Annotated in this window: 4 protein-coding genes; 3 read left to right on the forward strand and 1 reads right to left on the reverse strand. The window is 68.8% G+C overall.

The features are described from left to right. Positions 1 to 96 precede the first annotated feature (96 nt). Positions 97 to 2,208: a glycosyl hydrolase family 18 protein gene (locus AC13GI_RS13340; RefSeq protein WP_482996545.1), complete on the reverse strand. Its 2,112-nt coding sequence runs from the start codon at positions 2,206 to 2,208 to the stop codon at positions 97 to 99. An 821-nt stretch (positions 2,209 to 3,029) separates the two neighbouring features. Between AC13GI_RS13340 and purL the strand changes: the two genes are divergently transcribed. The 3 genes from purL (at position 3,030) to AC13GI_RS13355 (ending at position 17,859) form a co-directional block, all read left to right on the forward strand. Next, complete coding sequence (purL, locus tag AC13GI_RS13345; protein ID WP_482996546.1) at positions 3,030 to 6,914, forward strand: phosphoribosylformylglycinamidine synthase; 3,885 nt, start codon at positions 3,030 to 3,032, stop codon at positions 6,912 to 6,914. A 439-nt stretch (positions 6,915 to 7,353) separates the two neighbouring features. Continuing rightward, complete coding sequence (locus AC13GI_RS13350; protein ID WP_482996547.1) at positions 7,354 to 15,810, forward strand: ESPR-type extended signal peptide-containing protein; 8,457 nt, start codon at positions 7,354 to 7,356, stop codon at positions 15,808 to 15,810. Positions 15,811 to 15,996: 186 nt separating this feature from the next. After that, the gene (locus tag AC13GI_RS13355) at positions 15,997 to 17,859 is read left to right on the forward strand and encodes a S8 family peptidase (protein ID WP_099820417.1); all 1,863 of its coding nucleotides are present in this window, start codon (positions 15,997 to 15,999) and stop codon (positions 17,857 to 17,859) included. The last annotated feature ends 13 nt before the right edge of the window (positions 17,860 to 17,872 follow it).

Consider the following 17,872-nt stretch of genomic DNA (forward strand, 5'->3'; position numbering starts at 1 on the left):
CCGAGCCCATGCTCGGCTGCGGACACATCAGCCGAGCATGGGCTCGGCGCTACAGGTGGGAAACCGGGGATGCCTGTCGCATCCCCGGTTGTCTGCTTACTTCAGGCCATCACTGACCGCCTTGGTCAGCGTGCCCTGCGCATCGTCGCCGCTGAACTCCCAGACAAACGCACCGCCCAGTCCCTGGGTCTTCACGTAGCCCATCTTGCGGGTGATGTTGGCCGGGGTATCGAAGCTCCACAGCGTGCTGCCGTTGTAGATCCAGGTGGCACCGGCGGTGTTGTCGGTGTAGCCCGGCCACGCCAGGTTCTTCAGCACCTTCCAGTCTTCGATGCCGGCCTCGTAGGTGCCCGGCGCCGCACCGGTGGCGGTCTGGTACAGGCCGTTGTTGGCGTTGGCCACGCCGGTCCAGCCACGCCCGTAGTAGCCGATGCCCAGGTTGAGCTTGGCGGCAGGCACGCCGCGGCTGATGAAGGCCTCGATGGCGTCGTTGCTGTTGTACAGCTTCTGGTCGCCGGTGGACGGATCATTCGGCGAATCGAACAGCGCCGACTGGTGATTGGTCTTCGCATCCCACGCGCCGTGGAAGTCGTAGGTCATCACGTTGATGTAGTCCAGGTACGGGTGGTATGCGGCCGGGTCGGTGACGCGGATCTTGTCGATGCCGGCGCCGACCGCCACCGTCAGCAGCAGGCCCGGACGCACCGCATCGAGCTGGCGGCGGAATTCGGCCATCAGCGCGGTGAAGTTGGCGTTGTCCTCGGGCGTGCCGCAGGCGATACCGCAGGCCACCGGGTATTCCCAGTCGATGTCGATGCCATCGAACACCCCCAGCGCCGCCCCCGGGCCACCGGCACCGTCGGTCACCGGCAGGTTGCCCTTGATGTAGGCGTCGATGCACGAGGCGACGAAGGCCTGGCGGTTGGCCGGCTGCGCCGCGCTGGAGAAGCCACGCGACCAGGTCCAGCCACCCAGCGAGATCAGCACCTTCATGCCCGGGTACTTGGCCTTGAGCTGCTTGAGCTGGTTCCAGTTGCCGCGCAGCGGCTGGTCCCACGTGTCGGCGCTGCCACTCACGCTTTCGCCGGCACCGAAGGCCTTGGTGTAGTCGGCGAAGGCATCGCCACCGGCACCGCTGTTCGGATCCGACGCCTGGGTGATGCCCACTTCGCAGCGGTTGTTGCGCACGTTGCCGAAGGCGTAGTTGATGTGGGTCAGGCGCGCGGCCGAACCGCTGCTGTCGATGTTCTTGACTCGGTAGTTGCGGCCATAGATGCCCCACTGGGTGAAGTAACCGATGACCCGCTTGCCGGTGGTGCCGCCATCGCCGGCCAGGGTGCTGGCGGTCACCGCCGTGCCCTGCGCGGAGGCATTGCCGGCGTTGTCACGGGCGCGCACGCGGTAGCTGTAGCTGGTGGAGGCAGTCAGCCCACCATCGACATAGCTGGCGCTGGACGGTGAACCGACCAGGCTGCCGTTGCGGTACACGTCGTAGCCGGCCAGGCCGCTGCCGCCGGTGTTGTCGGTGGACGGGCTCCAGCTCAGCGCGATGCTGTTGGCAGTGCGGGTACCCACGGCCAGGCCGCCGGGCACGCTGGGCGCGGTGGTATCGCCACTGGCCGCGTTGACGGTGATGGTGATGGTCGCGGTGCTGGCGGTGGCGTTGTTGTTGTCGGTGGCGACCGCGCGCAGGGTGTGGCTGCCGGCGCTGGCGTTGGTCCAGCTGGCGCTGTAGGGCGCGCTGGTGTCGACGCCCAGCGAGCTGCCATCGCGGAAGAACTCGACCTTGCTGACGCTGCCGTCCGCATCACTGGCATTGGCGGTCACGTTGACCGTGCTGCCGGCGCTGAAGGTGGCGCCGTTGGCCGGCGAGGTCAGGCTGACCACCGGCGGCTGGTTGACCCCGCCGCCGTCGCAGGCGCCGAGGTTGGTGTAGTAGGGCGCTCCGGCCGGATGGTCCGGCGGCGCGTTCCAGATGTCCTGGTTCGCCCGGTAGAGGACGCCTCCTTTCTGCAGGGTATCGCCACTCCGGTAGATCTTGGCCTGGTCCCATTCGGCCACGCCGGCACAGCTGGCGGCCTGGGCCAGGCCGGGCAGGGCAACCGCCCCGGCCAGGGCCAGCAGCCAGGCCAGACGGCGCGGGCGACAGCGTTGAAGGGAAGGGTGGGCACTGCGTACATCGGCACTCTGCACAAGCGGGTCGTACATGGTGTGTCTCCGATCGATGGTTGGCGCACGGGCCACGACGGCGCCGCACGTAACGCAGGGTCCGGACATCGCCCGGGAAGGCGACGGAGGGGGCGGACGGAGGTACCTGGTGGGCCGGGGAGAGAGTCCGGCGCCAGGTGGGGACAACGTTGTCATCAATTGCGTGGTCAATCCGTGAGCGAGCGCATGGTTCGGGGATTTGGGCGAGCGCGGCGCTGGCGCGCGGTCGGCAGCCATCGGCGGAGCCCCCTCGTGGTTGGGGTTGGTCGTTTACAGCGGATTTCTGGGGGTTGGCCGGGTGGGTGGGCTGCGCAGGGGGCGCCGTGAATACGTCCCTGTAGGCTCGGGCGCGCCATCCATGGCGCTTACGCCCCTGCGCAGCCCACCCACCCGGCCACGGACAATTTCCTGCGCGGCCAGCCACGAAAGACGAACAAAAAATCAAAATCAAACGCCGATCGCTTCGCTCTCAGGCGTTTGATTGCAAGCATCCTCGCATGGCGTGGATCTACCGTGTCGACCAAGGTCGACACCTACCTACAGCAGCAGGAAACTGTCGAGGGTGGGGTGGTGTGGGCCAGCAGGACCGTTGGCGCCATGGAGGGCGCCATCGAGCCCCCATGGATGGGTTTACGGCGTGTCCTGCTGGCCCACACCGCCCCACCCAGCCCACAGCAACCCAGCTTTTGCTTTGGCCGTTGCCGTTGCCGTTGCTTCGGCTCTGGCTCTGGCCTCTGCGGGTGCCGGGCGCCGCCCGGCCGAAGCCTACCCCCGCTTCCGGTACAATGTCGGGCCCGTTTCCCAACTACGGTTCCCCGGACATGATGGTCCTCGAGGGCGCGCCCGCCCTGTCGCCGTTCCGCCGCGAACGTCTTGAATCCCGCCTGCAGTCCATCGCTCCCTCCCTGCGCATCAGCGGTGCCTGGCACGTCTACTTCGTGCAGGCCGAGGGCACTGCCGCCCCCGACGTCGATACCCTGTGCCGCATCCTGGAAGCCCGCCCGCAGTCCGAGGCGGTCGCGGACGGTGCGGTCAGCCGCATCGTGGTGCCGCGCCTGGGCACGCTGTCGCCGTGGTCGAGCAAGGCCAGCGAACTGGTCCGCGGTGCCGGCCAGCCGGTGAGCCGGGTCGAGCGTGGCCTGCGCATCGACGTACAGGGCTGGCCGACAGACGCTGCCGCCCAGCAGGCACTGGTCAAGGTGCTGCACGACCCGATGACGCAGTCGGTGCTGGAAACCGTCGACCAGGGCCAGTCCCTGTTCTCGACCCCGGCCCGTGGCGAACTGGAGCGCGTGCCGGTGGACCAGCTGGAGGCCGCCAACCAGCGCCTCGGCCTGGCCATGGCGCAGGACGAGATCGACTACCTGCGCGAACGCTTCACCGCGCTGGGCCGGTCGCCGTCGGACGTGGAACTGATGATGTTCGCGCAGGCCAATTCCGAGCACTGCCGGCACAAGATCTTCAATGCCAGCTGGACCATCGACGGCCAGGAGCAGGACCGCTCGCTGTTCCGGATGATCAAGAACACCCACCAGCAGACGCCGCAGCACACGCTCAGCGCGTACAGCGACAACGCGGCGGTGATCGAAGGCCATCCGGCCTCGCGCTATCGTCCGGACCCGGCCAGCGGCGAGTACCGCCGCGAACCGCAGGTGCCCAGCGCGTTCCAGATCAAGGTGGAAACGCACAACCACCCGACCGCGATCGCGCCGTTCCCGGGCGCCTCGACCGGTGCCGGTGGCGAAATCCGCGATGAAGGTGCAACCGGTCGTGGCGGCAAGCCGAAGGCCGGCCTGAGCGGTTTCTCGGTCTCGCACCTGCGCATTCCCGAGCTGCCGCAGCCGTGGGAAGCGCCGCGCGCGCTGAACCCGCGCATGGCGCCGGCGCTGGAGATCATGACCGACGGCCCGCTGGGCGGCGCTGCGTTCAACAATGAATTTGGTCGGCCGGCCCTGCTCGGCTACTTCCGCAGCTTCGAACTGCCGGAAGGCGCCGACCTGGTGCGCGCCTACGACAAGCCGATCATGCTGGCCGGTGGCCTCGGTGCCATCGATCGCGTGCAGGTCGACAAGATCCTGCTGCAGGACGGCGATGCCGTGATCGTGCTCGGCGGCCCGGCGATGCTGATCGGCCTTGGCGGCGGTGCCGCCAGTTCGGTCGCCTCCGGTGAAAGCGCCGAGGACCTGGACTTCGCCAGCGTGCAGCGTGACAACCCGGAAATGGAGCGTCGCTGCCAGGAGGTCATCGACCGCTGCGTGGCGATGGGGACCAACAACCCGATCAAGTTCTTCCATGACGTCGGTGCCGGTGGCCTGTCCAATGCCATTCCCGAACTGCTGCACGATTCCGGCGTGGGCGGCATCATCGACCTGGGCAAGGTGCCCACCGACGATCCGTCGCTGTCGCCGATGCAGCTGTGGTGCAACGAGTCGCAGGAGCGCTACGTGCTCGGCGTGGCGCAGGAGCGCCTGGCCGAATTCGCCGCGCTGTGCGCACGTGAGCGCTGCCCGTTCGCTGCGGTCGGTGTCGCCACCGCAGCCGAACACCTGGTGGTGGCCTATGGCGCCGTGCCGGGCAACATTCCGGCCGACGCGCCGATCAACCTGCCGATGGACGTGCTGTTCGGCAAGCCGCCGAAGATGCACCGTGATACCGCGCACCCGCCGGCACCGCGCTGGCCGGCGCTGAAGACCGCTGGCCTGGACCTGCAGGAAGCCGGTCTGCGCGTGCTCGCGCACCCGACGGTGGCCTCCAAGAACTTCCTGGTCACCATCGGTGACCGCAGCGTGGGCGGCCTGACCGCGCGCGAGCAGATGGTCGGCCCGTGGCAGCTGCCGGTGGCCGACGTGGCGATCACCCTGGCCGATTTCGACGGCGTGGCCGGCGAGGCGATGGCCCTGGGCGAACGCACGCCGCTGGCGCTGCTGGACGCGGCTGCCTCGGCCCGCATGGCCGTGGGCGAAGCACTGACCAACCTGTGCGCGGCCCCGGTCGATGCGCTGGATGAAATCAAGTTGTCGGCGAACTGGATGGCCGCTGCCGGCCACCCGGGCGAAGACGCGCTGCTGTACGACGCGGTGAAGGCGGTGGGCATGGAACTGTGCCCGCAGCTGGACATCAGCATCCCGGTGGGCAAGGACTCGCTGTCGATGCAGGCGCAGTGGCACGACCAGGGCGAGGCGCACAAGAGCGTGTCGCCGGTGTCGCTGGTGATTACCGCGTTCGCGCCGGTGACCGATGCACGCCAGCAGCTGACCCCGCTGCTGGACCGCGATATCGACAGCGAGCTGTGGTTGATCGGCCTCGGTGCCGGCAAGCAGCGCCTGGGCGGTTCGATCCTGGCCCAGGTGCACGCCGACCATGGCGACCTGCCGGCGTTCGCCGGCGCCGCCCCGGACCTGGACGACCCGCAGCGCCTGCGTGGCTTCTTCGAGCTGATCCGCGATGCACGCCAGGCCGGCCTGCTGCGCGCGTACCACGACCGCAGCGACGGTGGTGCGTTCGCCGCGCTGTGCGAAATGGCCTTCACCTCGCGCCTGGGCTTGGACATCACCCTCGACGCCTGGGGCGATGATCCGTTCCGCAGCCTGTTCAATGAAGAGCTGGGCGCGGTGGTGCAGATCGCCCGCGAAGACCGCGCCGCGTTCGCCGACCTGGTCGAGCGCCACGCGCTGACCGAGTGCGCACAGCGCATCGCCAAGCCGACCACCGCGCCGGTGGTGCGGGTGTCGCTGGGCGGTGACTCGCTGGCCGAATGGCGCTGGGAAGCGTTGTTTGATGCCTGGTGGTCGGTGACCCACGCCATGCAGAAGCGCCGCGACAATCCGGCCAACGCCGATGCCGAGCGCGAGATCGCCCGCGCCTTCACCGCGCCGGGCCTGAAGCCGAAGCTGAGCTTCGACCTCAATGAGGATGTCGCCGCACCGTTCGTGCAGACCGGGGCGCGTCCGCGCGTTGCGATCCTGCGCGAACAGGGCGTCAACGGCCAGATCGAGATGGCCAACGCCTTCGAACGTGCCGGCTTCCGAGCATTCGACGTGCACATGAGCGACCTCATCGAAGGCCGCGTGGCGCTGCAGGACTTCACCGGCCTGGTCGCCTGCGGCGGCTTCAGCTACGGCGACGTGCTCGGTGCCGGCCGTGGCTGGGCGACCTCGATCCTCGAGCGCACTGCGCTGCGCGATGCCTTCGCCGCGTTCTTCGCGCGCGAGGACAGCTTCGCCCTGGGCGTGTGCAACGGCTGCCAGATGATGAGCCAGCTGAAGGACATCATCCCCGGTGCCGAACACTGGCCGCAGTTCCGCCGCAACGCCAGCGAGCAGTTCGAAGCCCGCACCGCGCTGCTGGAGGTGGTGGAGTCGCCGTCGATCCTGCTGCGTGGCATGGCCGGTTCGCGGCTGCCGGTGGCGGTGGCGCATGGCGAAGGCCAGGCGGTGTTCGACAACGCCGTCGACCAGGCCACGGCCCGCGTCGCGCTGCGCTACATCGATGGCAACGGCAACGTCGCCAGCCAGTACCCGCTGAATCCGAACGGCTCGCCCGACGGCATCACCGGCCTGACCAGCACCGACGGCCGGGTGACCATCATGATGCCGCACCCGGAGCGCACCCCGCGCGCGCTCAACCTGAGCTGGGCCCCGGCCGAGTGGCAGGGCGATTCACCGTGGATGCGCATGTTCCGCAACGCGCGGGTGTGGTGCGGCTGATCGCACACGCGTTGCGCAGCTGACGATGCCATCGCGTATGGAAACCCGCCGGGAAACCGGCGGGTTTTTCTTTTTGAATACGGAAAATCCTGTGCTGACCATCAGTTACATACGTTTTCATATGTGAGGATTCCCTCACGTACGCCTAACAAAATACGTACATAAACAAGTGAAACAGTGAACTGCTTCACGGCAATGGCTTTTGCTGCGTCAAAGTCTTGACGATTCGCAAAGATGCCGTTAACACTTGACCCCCGTTTCAAATCTGTTCATCCCGCAGTAACCGCACGGCGCATGCGCTCGGTTTTCTGTCCCTGCGCGCCGTTCGGCAATACCCCGCAGTAAATCACGCGAATAACGCCCCCAGGGGACGTTGAACCACGAAGGTTCGGCGGTGGCGTTGCTTTGCCCAAAACCAGTCCAATCAGGAGCCGTACCGATGAATCGGATTTATCGCAAGGTCTGGAACAAAGCATTGGGTCAGTTGGTGGTGGCCTCGGAACTGGCCTCTTCCAGCTCATCAGGCGGGGTCGTCGACCAGCGCCGCAGTGCGACGGATGCCGCGCCGGCACGACTGGCCGCAGCGTTGGCCTTGGCAATGGGATTGGGCATGACCGGCATCGCTTCGGCGCAGTCGGTCGAGATTGGCGGCAGCGCGAACTGCGTGGTGCTCAACAGCAAGGTGGTGGACAAGTGCGCGGTCGATGGCACTGCCAGCGCCAAGGGCAGCAACGCGGTGGCGATCGGCGCGGGTACCAGCGCCACCGGCGCCAACAGCGTGGCGCTGGGCGCCGGTTCCAAGGCAGCACGCGCCAACACCGTCTCTGTCGGTGATGCCGGCAAGGAACGGCAGGTGACCAACGTCGCCGCCGGTACCGCCGCCACCGATGCGGTGAACAAGGCGCAGCTGGATGCACAGGCACGCGCCACGCAGGCTGCGCTTGCGCAGGCTGCGGCCGAGGGCAGCCGCTACTTCAAGGCCGATGGCGCGGGTGACAACAGCGACGCGGCGAAGATCGAAGGCGAGGGCGCCATCGCGGTCGGCAGCGGCAGCCAGTCGCTTGCCAACGCCACCACTGCGGTCGGCACCCAGGCGATTGCTGCGGGCGTCGGTGCCAGTGCCTTCGGCCAGAACGCGCTCGCCTTCGGTGATGCCAGCGTGGTGGTCGGGCAGAGCGCGGCCGCATTTGGCTTGGGCGATACCGCCGTCGGTGCCCATGCCGTGGCCGCCAGCGAGAACGGCGCCGCCACCGCACTGGGTGCGCTGTCCGAAGCCAGCGCCGACGGCGCAACTGCGGTCGGTGCAGGCGCGGTGGCGATGGGCCCGGGCAGCACCTCGCTGGGCCGCGGTGCGACGGCCGCCAACGAAGCCTCCATTGCCGTCGGTGCGTTCAGCACCGCAGTGGGCGAGTACAGCACCGCGCTGGGCTCCAATTCGGCCGCCGTGGCCACCGGCAGCGTCGCGCTCGGCGCCGGCTCGCTGGCCGATCGCGTGGATACCGTGTCGGTAGGCGCGGTCGACTACGGCCTGACCCGGCAGATCACCAGTGTTGCCGCAGGTACCGAAGATACCGATGCGGTCAACGTTGGCCAGTTGAAGGACGTGGCGGCAGTAGCCGATACCACCGCCAAGCGCTTCCAGGCCACCGGCAGCAGCAACAGCGATGCCGGCGCATTGGCCGAGGGAGATGACGCGCTCGCCGCTGGCGAAGCCGCCAATGCGATCGGCAACGGCACGACCGCGGTCGGTGCAGGTGCAACCGCTGTCGCGCAGAACGCCACTGCGGTCGGCAACAATGCGCTGGCCTCGGGCCAGAACAGTGCGGCCTTCGGCAACAACGCGCAGGCAGTCGGTCCGGGCAGCGTCGCCGTCGGCGGCGCCGCGGTGGATGCCGATGGCAATCCGCTGATCACCAGTGGTGGCGTGCCGGTAGAGACCGGTGCCACCAGTGCCGGGGTCGGCGGTACCGCTGTCGGTGCCAGCGCCGATGCCGGCGGTTTCGCTGCCTCGGCGTACGGTGTGGGTGCCTACGCGGCAGGTGCGCAGTCGTCGGCGTTCGGCGCGGTCTCCAATGCCATCGGCGACTACTCCACGGCCGTCGGTACGCAGAGCAACGCTACCGGCACCAGCAGTGTGGCCATCGGTGGTCCGGCCGACCTGATCCCGGGCCTGGGCTTCTTCGTGCAGACCCAGGCCAGTGGCGAAGCGGCCACGGCCGTCGGTGCCGGTGCGATTGCCAGCGGTGACCACGCCGTGGCCAATGGCAGCCTGACCGAGGCCTCCGGTGCCGAGTCGGTCGCCGTGGGCTACTTCGCCTACGCACCGGGCGAGAACGCCAGCGCACTGGGTGCGCAGACCTGGGCCAGTGGCGCGCAGAGCACCGCCGTCGGCTACTACGCCACCGCGCGCGGTGCCAACAGCGTTGCACTGGGTGCGAATTCCGAAGCGGTGCGCGCCAACAGCGTAGCGGTCGGCAGTGCTGGCAATGAGCGGCAGATCACCAGCGTGGCGGCCGGCAGCGAAGCCACCGATGCAGTGAACAAGGCACAGCTGGACGCCGTGGCCAGCACCGCCGACACCACCGCGCGCTTCTTCCAGGCGCAACCGGAAAGCGGCAGCGATGCCGGTGCCTACGCAGAAGGCGAGGGTGCGGTGGCGGCGGGTTCGGCCAGCAACGCCATCGGTGCCGGCGCGTTGGCACAGGGTGCAGGCGCTGCGGCCATCGGCGCCGACAGCGTGGCACTGGGCCGCAATACCTTCGCCGATGGCGACGGTGCAGTGGCCGTGGGTGGCCTCGGCCAGGCGTACGACGAATACAACCAGCCGCTGCTGGATGACCAGGGCAATCCGGTGCAGATCGGCACCACCGCGTCGGCCGGGTCCACCGCCGTCGGCAATGCCGCGCAGGCGACCGGTGCCAGCAGCAGCGCCTTCGGCAATGCGGCACAGGCCACCGGCGACAACAGCTTCGCGGCAGGCGGCAAGTCGCGCGCTACCGGCAGCTATGCCGTCGCCATCGGTGACAGCGCCTTCGCCAAGTCCGACGACAGCACCGCCGTGGGTGGTTACAGCACCGCCAGCGAAGAGGGCGCTACTGCCTTCGGTGCCGGCGCCTGGGCCACCGGCCGCAATGCTTCGGCGTTCGGTCCGGCGGCATGGGCCAGTGCCAACGGTGCCACCTCCATCGGCTACAACAGCTGGGCCAACGGCACCAGTTCCACCGCCGTCGGCCGCGGCGCCTTCAGCTACGGCGACAACAGTGTTGCGCTGGGCTTCCAGGCACTGGGCAACAGCATCAACAGCATCGCCATCGGCACCAACACGGTGGCTGGCGGTGAAAGTGCGATTGCGTTGGGCGCGGGCAGTGCGGCCAGCGGCAACAACGCGGTTGCGCTGGGTGCCGGTTCGGTGGCCAGCCGCGACCGCAGCGTGTCGGTGGGCAGCGCCGGCAACGAGCGGCAGATCACCAGTGTGGCGGCCGGTACCCAGGCCACCGATGCGGTGAACAAGTCGCAGCTCGATGCGGTTGCAGCCAGTGCGGCGACCACCAGCAAGTACTTCCAGGCCAGTGGCAGCGCCGACAGCGATGCCGGTGCCTACGTGGAAGGTGACAACGCGCTGGCCGCCGGTGAATCGGCCAACGCCATCGGCAACGGTGCAACCGCGCTGGGCAGTGGCGCCAATGCGCTGGCCAGCAATGCACAGGCCATCGGCTTCAATGCGCTGGCCACTGCAGCCAATGCCAGCGCCATCGGTGCCAACGCGCAGGCGACCGGCGAATACGCCACCGCACAAGGTGCCGAGAGCGAAGCCAGTGGCGAGCAGAGTGCGGCCTTCGGTGCGGCCTCGGTGGCCAGCGGCGCCGGCAGCACCGCCACCGGCGTGTTGTCCGAGGCGAGTGGCGAGGAAGCCGTAGCGGTAGGTTACTTCAGCAATGCCAGCGGTGAGGCGGCCACGGCGGTCGGCAGTGAAAGCGTGGCCAGCGGCACCGCTTCGGCGGCGTTCGGCATCGGCGCCGAAGCGACCGGCGGCTACAGCACGGCCATCGGTGGTTACGCCAACGCATCGGCATTCAACGCCACCGCCTTCGGCAACTTCGCCAACGCCTCTGGCTCCAACAGCGTGGCGCTCGGCGGCGATTCGGAAGCATCCGGTGCCTACAGCACCGCCACCGGCCAGGGCAGCCTGGCCACCGGCACCAATGCCGTGGCCGTCGGTGGCTCGTTGTTCGGCCTGCTGGCGACCGAAGCATCCGGCGACTATTCCACCGCGGTCGGCGGCGGCGCCTATGCGCCGGGCACCAACAGCACCGCGCTGGGCAATGCGGCGGAATCGCGCGGTGCCAACAGCGTGGCGCTGGGTGCCGATTCGATTGCCGAACGCGACAACACCGTGTCGGTCGGTGGTGGCGGCAATACCCGCCAGATCACCAACGTGGCAGCGGGTACCCAGGGTACCGACGCGGTGAACAAGGATCAGCTGGACGCCGTGGCGGCGGAAGGGGCCAAGACCAGCAAGTACTTCCAGGCCAGTGGCAGCACCGACAGCGATGCTGGTGCCTACGTGGAAGGCGACAGCGCGCTGGCTGCCGGTGAGGCCGCCAATGCGATCGGCACCGGCGCCACCGCACTCGGCAGTGGTGCAACGGCGGTAGCCGCGAACGCCACGTCGGTGGGCTTCAACAGCCTGGCCAGCGGCGGCAACGCGGCCGCAGTGGGCAACAACGCGCAGGCGACCGGTGAAGACAGCGCGGCCCTCGGCAGCGGTGCGGTGGCCAGCGAAACCAGCACCACTGCGACCGGTGCAGGCGCGCAGGCGACGGCGGTGTACAGCACCGCCAACGGTGCCGAGGCGGTCGCCAGCGGTGCGCAGTCGCTGGCCAGTGGTTTCCGTTCGGCAGCCTCTGCAGACGGCACCACCGCAGTAGGCGGCTACAGCGAAGCCAGTGGCCGACTCGGCTCGGCGCTCGGTTACGGCACCGTCGCCAGTGGTGCCAACAGCACCGCTGCCGGTGTGTTCGCTGCGGCGTCGGGCGCCAGCTCGGTGGCCATGGGTGATTCCAGCGAAGCCAGCGGCGATGAGAGCGTGGCCATCGGTGGCAGCACCTTCTTCGGCCTGGTGCCGTCGCGTGCCAGTGGTTACGGCGCAGCGGCGTTCGGCGCCGGTGCCTGGGCCACCGACGACTATGCCACCGCCATCGGCTGGAACTCGTGGGCCGATGGCGCCGAGTCGACCGCGCTGGGTGCCAGCGCTACCGCCAACGGTGCCAACAGCGTGGCCCTGGGCGCAGGCTCCAAGGCCGACCGTGACAACACGGTGGCCGTCGGCAGTGCCGGCAGCGAACGCCAGGTGACCCACGTCGCCGCGGGCACTGAAGGCACCGATGCGGTCAACAAGAACCAGCTCGATGCCGTCGCTGCCACGGCGGACAAGACCAGCAAGTACTTCCAGGCCAGCGGCAGCGCCGACAGTGATGCCGGTGCCTACGTGGAAGGCGACAACGCACTGGCTGCCGGTGAAGCGGCCAATGCGATCGGCACCGGCGCCACCGCGCTCGGCAGTGGTGCCACGGCCGTGGCCGCCAACGCGACCGCCGTGGGCTTCAACTCGCTGGCCACGGGCAGCAATGCGGCCGCGGTCGGCAGCAACGCACAGGCCACCGGCGCAGACAGTGCCGCCCTCGGCAACGGCGCGGTGGCCAGTGGTATCAGCGCTACCGCCACCGGCACCGCGGCACAGGCCAGCGGCGTCTACAGCACGGCCAACGGTGCAGAGGCTGTTGCCAGCGGTGCGCAATCGCTGGCCAGTGGTTTCCGCAGTGCGGCCTCGGCCGATGGCACCACCGCCATCGGTGGCTACAGCGAAGCCAGCGGCCGCCTCGGCACTGCGCTGGGCTACGGCTCGGCAGCGACCGGTGCCAACACCACGGCTGTCGGCTTCGGTGCAGCAGCGGCAGGCAGCGGTGCGGTCGCCGTCGGTCAATCCAGCGACGCCAGTGGCGCAGAGAGTGTCGCCATCGGTGGCAGCACCTTCTTCGGCCTGATTCCGTCGCGTGCCAGCGGTACCGGTGCAGCGGCGTTCGGCGCCGGTGCCTGGGCCACCGACGACTACGCCACCGCGATTGGTTGGAATGCGTGGGCCGATGCGGCTGACAGCACCGCGCTGGGTGCCAGTGCTACGGCCAGCGCTGCCAACAGCGTCGCCCTCGGCGCAGGCTCGAAGGCGGACCGTGCCAACACGGTGGCCGTCGGCAGCGCAGGCAACGAACGCCAGGTCACCCACGTTGCCGCTGGTACCGAGACCACCGATGCGGTGAACAAGGGCCAGCTGGATGCAGTGGCCAGCGTCGCCGACAAGACCAGCAAGCACTTCCAGGCCAGCGGCAGTGCCGACAGCGATGCCGGCGCGTACGTCGAAGGCGACAACGCGCTGGCCGCAGGTGAAGCAGCCAATGCGATCGGCAACGGCGCCAGTGCGCTCGGCAGCGGTGCCACCGCAGTCGCGGCCAACGCCACCGCCGTCGGCTTCAATGCGCTGGCCAGTGGTGAAGACGGTGTGGCGATCGGCAGCAGCGCCAGCAGCACGGCCGGTGGCGCGATTTCCATCGGCGTGGAAAGCAGCAGCGCAGGCCCGGCCAGTGTGGCCCTCGGTGCGCAGTCCCAGGCGCAGGGCATCGGTGCGGTCGCCGTCGGCGGCATCGCCCAGGCCAACGGGCTGGCCGCAACCGCCGTCGGTTATGGCGCAACCGCTGATGGTCGCGAAGCCACCGCCGTCGGCAACTTCGCGTCGGCCAACGGCTGGCAGTCCACCGCCTACGGCGCCGGCGCTACGGCCGCCTTCTTCGGCACCGCGCTGGGCAGTGGCGCGCAGGCCGCCGAAGTATCCACAGCCGTGGGCCAGGGCACGGTCGCGCAGATCGCCGGTGCTGGTTTCGGCGTGCAGGCGCGCGCCGGCCAGTTCGGTACCGCACTGGGCAACAATGCCACCACCGGGCTCAATGGCGTGGCGGTCGGCTTCAACGCGCTGGCCGGACAGGACGCCAACAGCGTCGGCACGGGCCAGTACACCACCGCGATCGGCAGCGAGGCATGGGCCACCGAGGACGGTGCCACCGTGGTCGGCTACAACAGCTATGCGCAGGCCACCAATGCCACCGTGCTGGGCAGCAATACCTGGACCACAAAAGACGCCGACAACAGCGTGGCGCTCGGTGCAGGTTCGCTGGCCGACCGTGCCAATGCGGTATCGGTGGGTGCGGCGCAGGAGTGGGTCGATGCTGCCGGAGTCAGCCACAGCGCGATCAACCGCCAGGTGACCAACGTGGCCGCCGGTACCCAGGCCAACGATGCGGTGAACAAGGGCCAGCTGGATGCGGTGGCCTCCACCGCCGATGCCACCAGCCGCCACTTCCGCGCCAGCGGCAGTGGCACCGCAACCGCCAGCGGCACCGACGCGGTGGCCATCGGCTCGGCTGCCAATGCGGGCGGTGCACGCAGCAACGCACTGGGTGCCAATGCCTCGGCCATTGGTGGCGGCGCGCTTGCGCTGGGTGCCAACAGCGGCGTCACCGGGACCAACTCGGTCGCCCTCGGCACTGGTGCACGCGCCCTGGAGGCCAACGTGGTCTCGGTTGGTGGCGGCAACGGCACCGCCGGTCCTGCCACGCGCCGCATCGTCAACGTCGCCGATGGCCGCATCACCGCCGGCAGCAGCGACGCCGTGACCGGTTCGCAGCTCAACGTCACCAACCAGCGCGTGGGCGCGGTGGAAACCCGGGTCGGTGATTTCGACTCGCGCATCGCCACCGTTGAAACCAGCGCGGCCAGTTCGGTCGGCTACGACGATGCCAGCCGTGACCGCCTGACCCTGGCCGGTATCCAGGGCACCACCATCGACAACGTCGGCGCCGGCAGCATCGCCTCCGGCAGCCGCCAGGCGATCAATGGTGGGCAGTTGTTCCAGTCGCTCAGCGATGCCGCCAGCTTCCTCGGCGGCGGTGCCAGCGTCGGCATGCAGGGCGTGTTCGTTGCGCCGAACTACGTGATCCAGGGTTCCACCTACAGCAACGTCGGCGACGCGCTGGGCGCACTGGACCGCAAGGTCAGTGAGATCGATCGTCGTACCGCCAGCGGTACGCGTTCCGGCGCGGCCAGCCTGCGTTCGATGGCCGCTCCGCTGGACGCCGACGCGGCCAGCGCGGCCACGGCGTCGGCCAGCGCCGATGCGAGCCTGGCGGATGGCGGATCGACCACGGCGCGGGTGCAGGGCACTCCGACTGCAGCCAGCGCAGGCAGTGCGCAGCCGGCACTGGTCGCAGGCGGTGGCATCAACGCCGTCGCGATGGGTGATGGCGCTGTGGCCAGTGGTGCATCGTCCACTGCTGTCGGCCAGGGCGCGAGTGCAACGGCGGCCAATGCGGTGGCACTGGGCCAGGGCTCGGTTGCCGATCGCGCCAACACCGTCTCGGTCGGCAGCGAGGGCAACGAACGCCAGGTCACCAACGTGGCCGCCGGTACCACTGCAACCGACGCGGTCAACAAGGGCCAGCTGGATCGTGGCATCACCACCGCCAACAGCTACACCGACAGCCGCGTGCAGGCGGTCAGCGACAGCTTCGATGTGTTCAAGGGCGAAGTGGATGGACGCCTGCGCCACATGGATCGCCGCATCGACCGCCAGGGCGCGATGAGCTCGGCGATGCTCAACATGGCCACCAGCGCCGCCGGCATCCGTACCCAGAACCGGGTCGGCGTCGGCATCGGTTTCCAGGGCGGCGAGTCGGCCATGTCGCTGGGCTACCAGCGTGCGATCAGCGATCGCGCCACGGTCACCATCGGTGGTGCCTTCAGCAGTGATGACAGCTCGGTCGGCGTTGGTGCCGGCTTCGGCTGGTAAGTGCGCAACAACGTGCCGGTGGGCAACTCCATCGGCACGTCGAGCAGTGAGCGCCAAAGGGGCGTGGCACGGCAACCCTGGTGGGCCAGCCAGGGCAGTCGCAGGGAGTGATGGCCGTAGTGAGCTCCGTCCGTGCAACGGGCGGAGAAGGAAAGCTCAACCATTACCTTGAAGAGGATTTCGAACGTGACCAAGAAGCAGACCCTTCGCATCAATGTGCTGGCTGCCGCCATGCTGTCTCTGACTGTCGGCGTCGGTGCGGCGCATGCGGCAAAGCCGGGCGTGGCCAAGGAACCGGCGCGCGTGGCCAGCACTGCCCAGCAGAGCGTGGACGGCATCATCGTGAAGTACCGCAACGGCACTGCTGCCGCCAGCGATCGTTCGACCAAGCTGTCGGTGGTGCAGTCGGCACTGTCGCGTGCCATCGTCAGCAGCGGCACCACCAGCCGTGCTGCGGCACTCTCCCCCCTGGTGGAGCGCAAGCTCGGTGCCGGTGGCGACCTGATCCGCCTGAAGTCCAAGCTGGGCGCGGCCGACATGCAGAAGGTGCTGGCTGAACTGAATGCCGATCCGTCGGTGCAGTACGCGGTGGCCAACGTGCGCCTGCAGCGTTCGGACCTGCGTGCCACCAACGCGCAGCCGGCACTGGTGCCCAACGACCCCAACTACGCGCAGTACCAGTGGAACTTCTTCAACGCCACCGGTGGTGTGAACGCCCCGGCCGCGTGGGACCTCTCGCAGGGCGAGGGCATCGTGGTCGCCGTGCTCGATACCGGCATCCTGCCGGGCGTGCCGGACTTCGGCAGCAACCTGCTGGAAGGCTACGACTTCATCAGTGACAAGGAATCCTCGCGCCGCCCGAACGACGGCCGCGCACCGGGCGCCACCGACTACGGTGACTGGGTGGAAACGGCCAACGAGTGCTATACCGGCTCCGAACCGGAAGGCAGTTCCTGGCACGGCACGCACGTTGCCGGCACCATTGCCGAGGTGACCAACAATGGCAGCGCGCTGGCGGGCCTGGCCTACAAGGCCAAGGTGCTGCCGGTGCGCGTGCTGGGCAAGTGCGGCGGCACCCTGGCCGACATCAGTGACGCCATCACCTGGGCCTCCGGTGGTACCGTGCCGGGCATTCCGGCCAACACCAACCCGGCCGAGATCATCAACATGAGCCTGGGCGGTGGCGGCGCCTGCGATGCCGCCTACCAGGACGCGATCAACGGCGCCGTGTCGCGCGGCACTCTGGTGGTGGTCGCGGCCGGCAACGAAACCGACAACGCCTCCAAGTACCGTCCGGCCAGCTGCAACAACGTGGTGGCGGTGGGTGCGACCCGTGTCACCGGTGGCATCACCTATTACTCCAACTACGGCACCGCGGTTGACCTGTCGGCCCCGGGCGGTGGCGGCAGCGTCGACGGCAACCCGAACGGCTACATCTGGCAGGTCGGTTCCAGTTCGGAAACCACCCCGGACGCCGGTGAGTGGGTGCTGATGGGCAAGGGCGGCACGTCGATGTCCTCGCCGCACGTTGCCGCGGTGGCCGCGATGGTGCAGAGCGCGTTGATCGCCAAGGGCAAGGAGCCGTTGGCCCCGGCCGCACTGGAAACGCTGCTGAAGCAGAGCGCGCGCAAGTTCCCGGTGACCATCCCGGCGGCGACCCCGATCGGCAGCGGCATCCTCGATGCCAAGGCCGCGCTGGATGCCGCGCTGAAGGAGCCGTGCACCGAGAACTGCGAGCCGGAAGGCATTCCGCTGACCAACAAGGTGACCGTGGGTGGCTTGGCCGGTGCAGCCGCCAGCGAAACCGTCTACACCTTCGAAGCGGCGGCCGGCAAGACGCTGAGCGTGCTGACCTACGGCGGCAGCGGCAATGTGTCGGTGTACCTGGCGCAGGGTCGCGTGCCCACCGCGACCGACAACGATGCCAAGTCGACCCGCCCGGGCAATACCGAAACCGTGCGCGTGGCCAAGCCGGTGGCCGGTACCTACTACATCAAGGTGGTGGGTGAGGCCGCTTACAGCGGGGTGAGCATCCTGGCGACCCAGTAATAACGGGCTGTCG

It is taken from the genome of Stenotrophomonas sp. 82F1 (assembly GCF_056861525.1).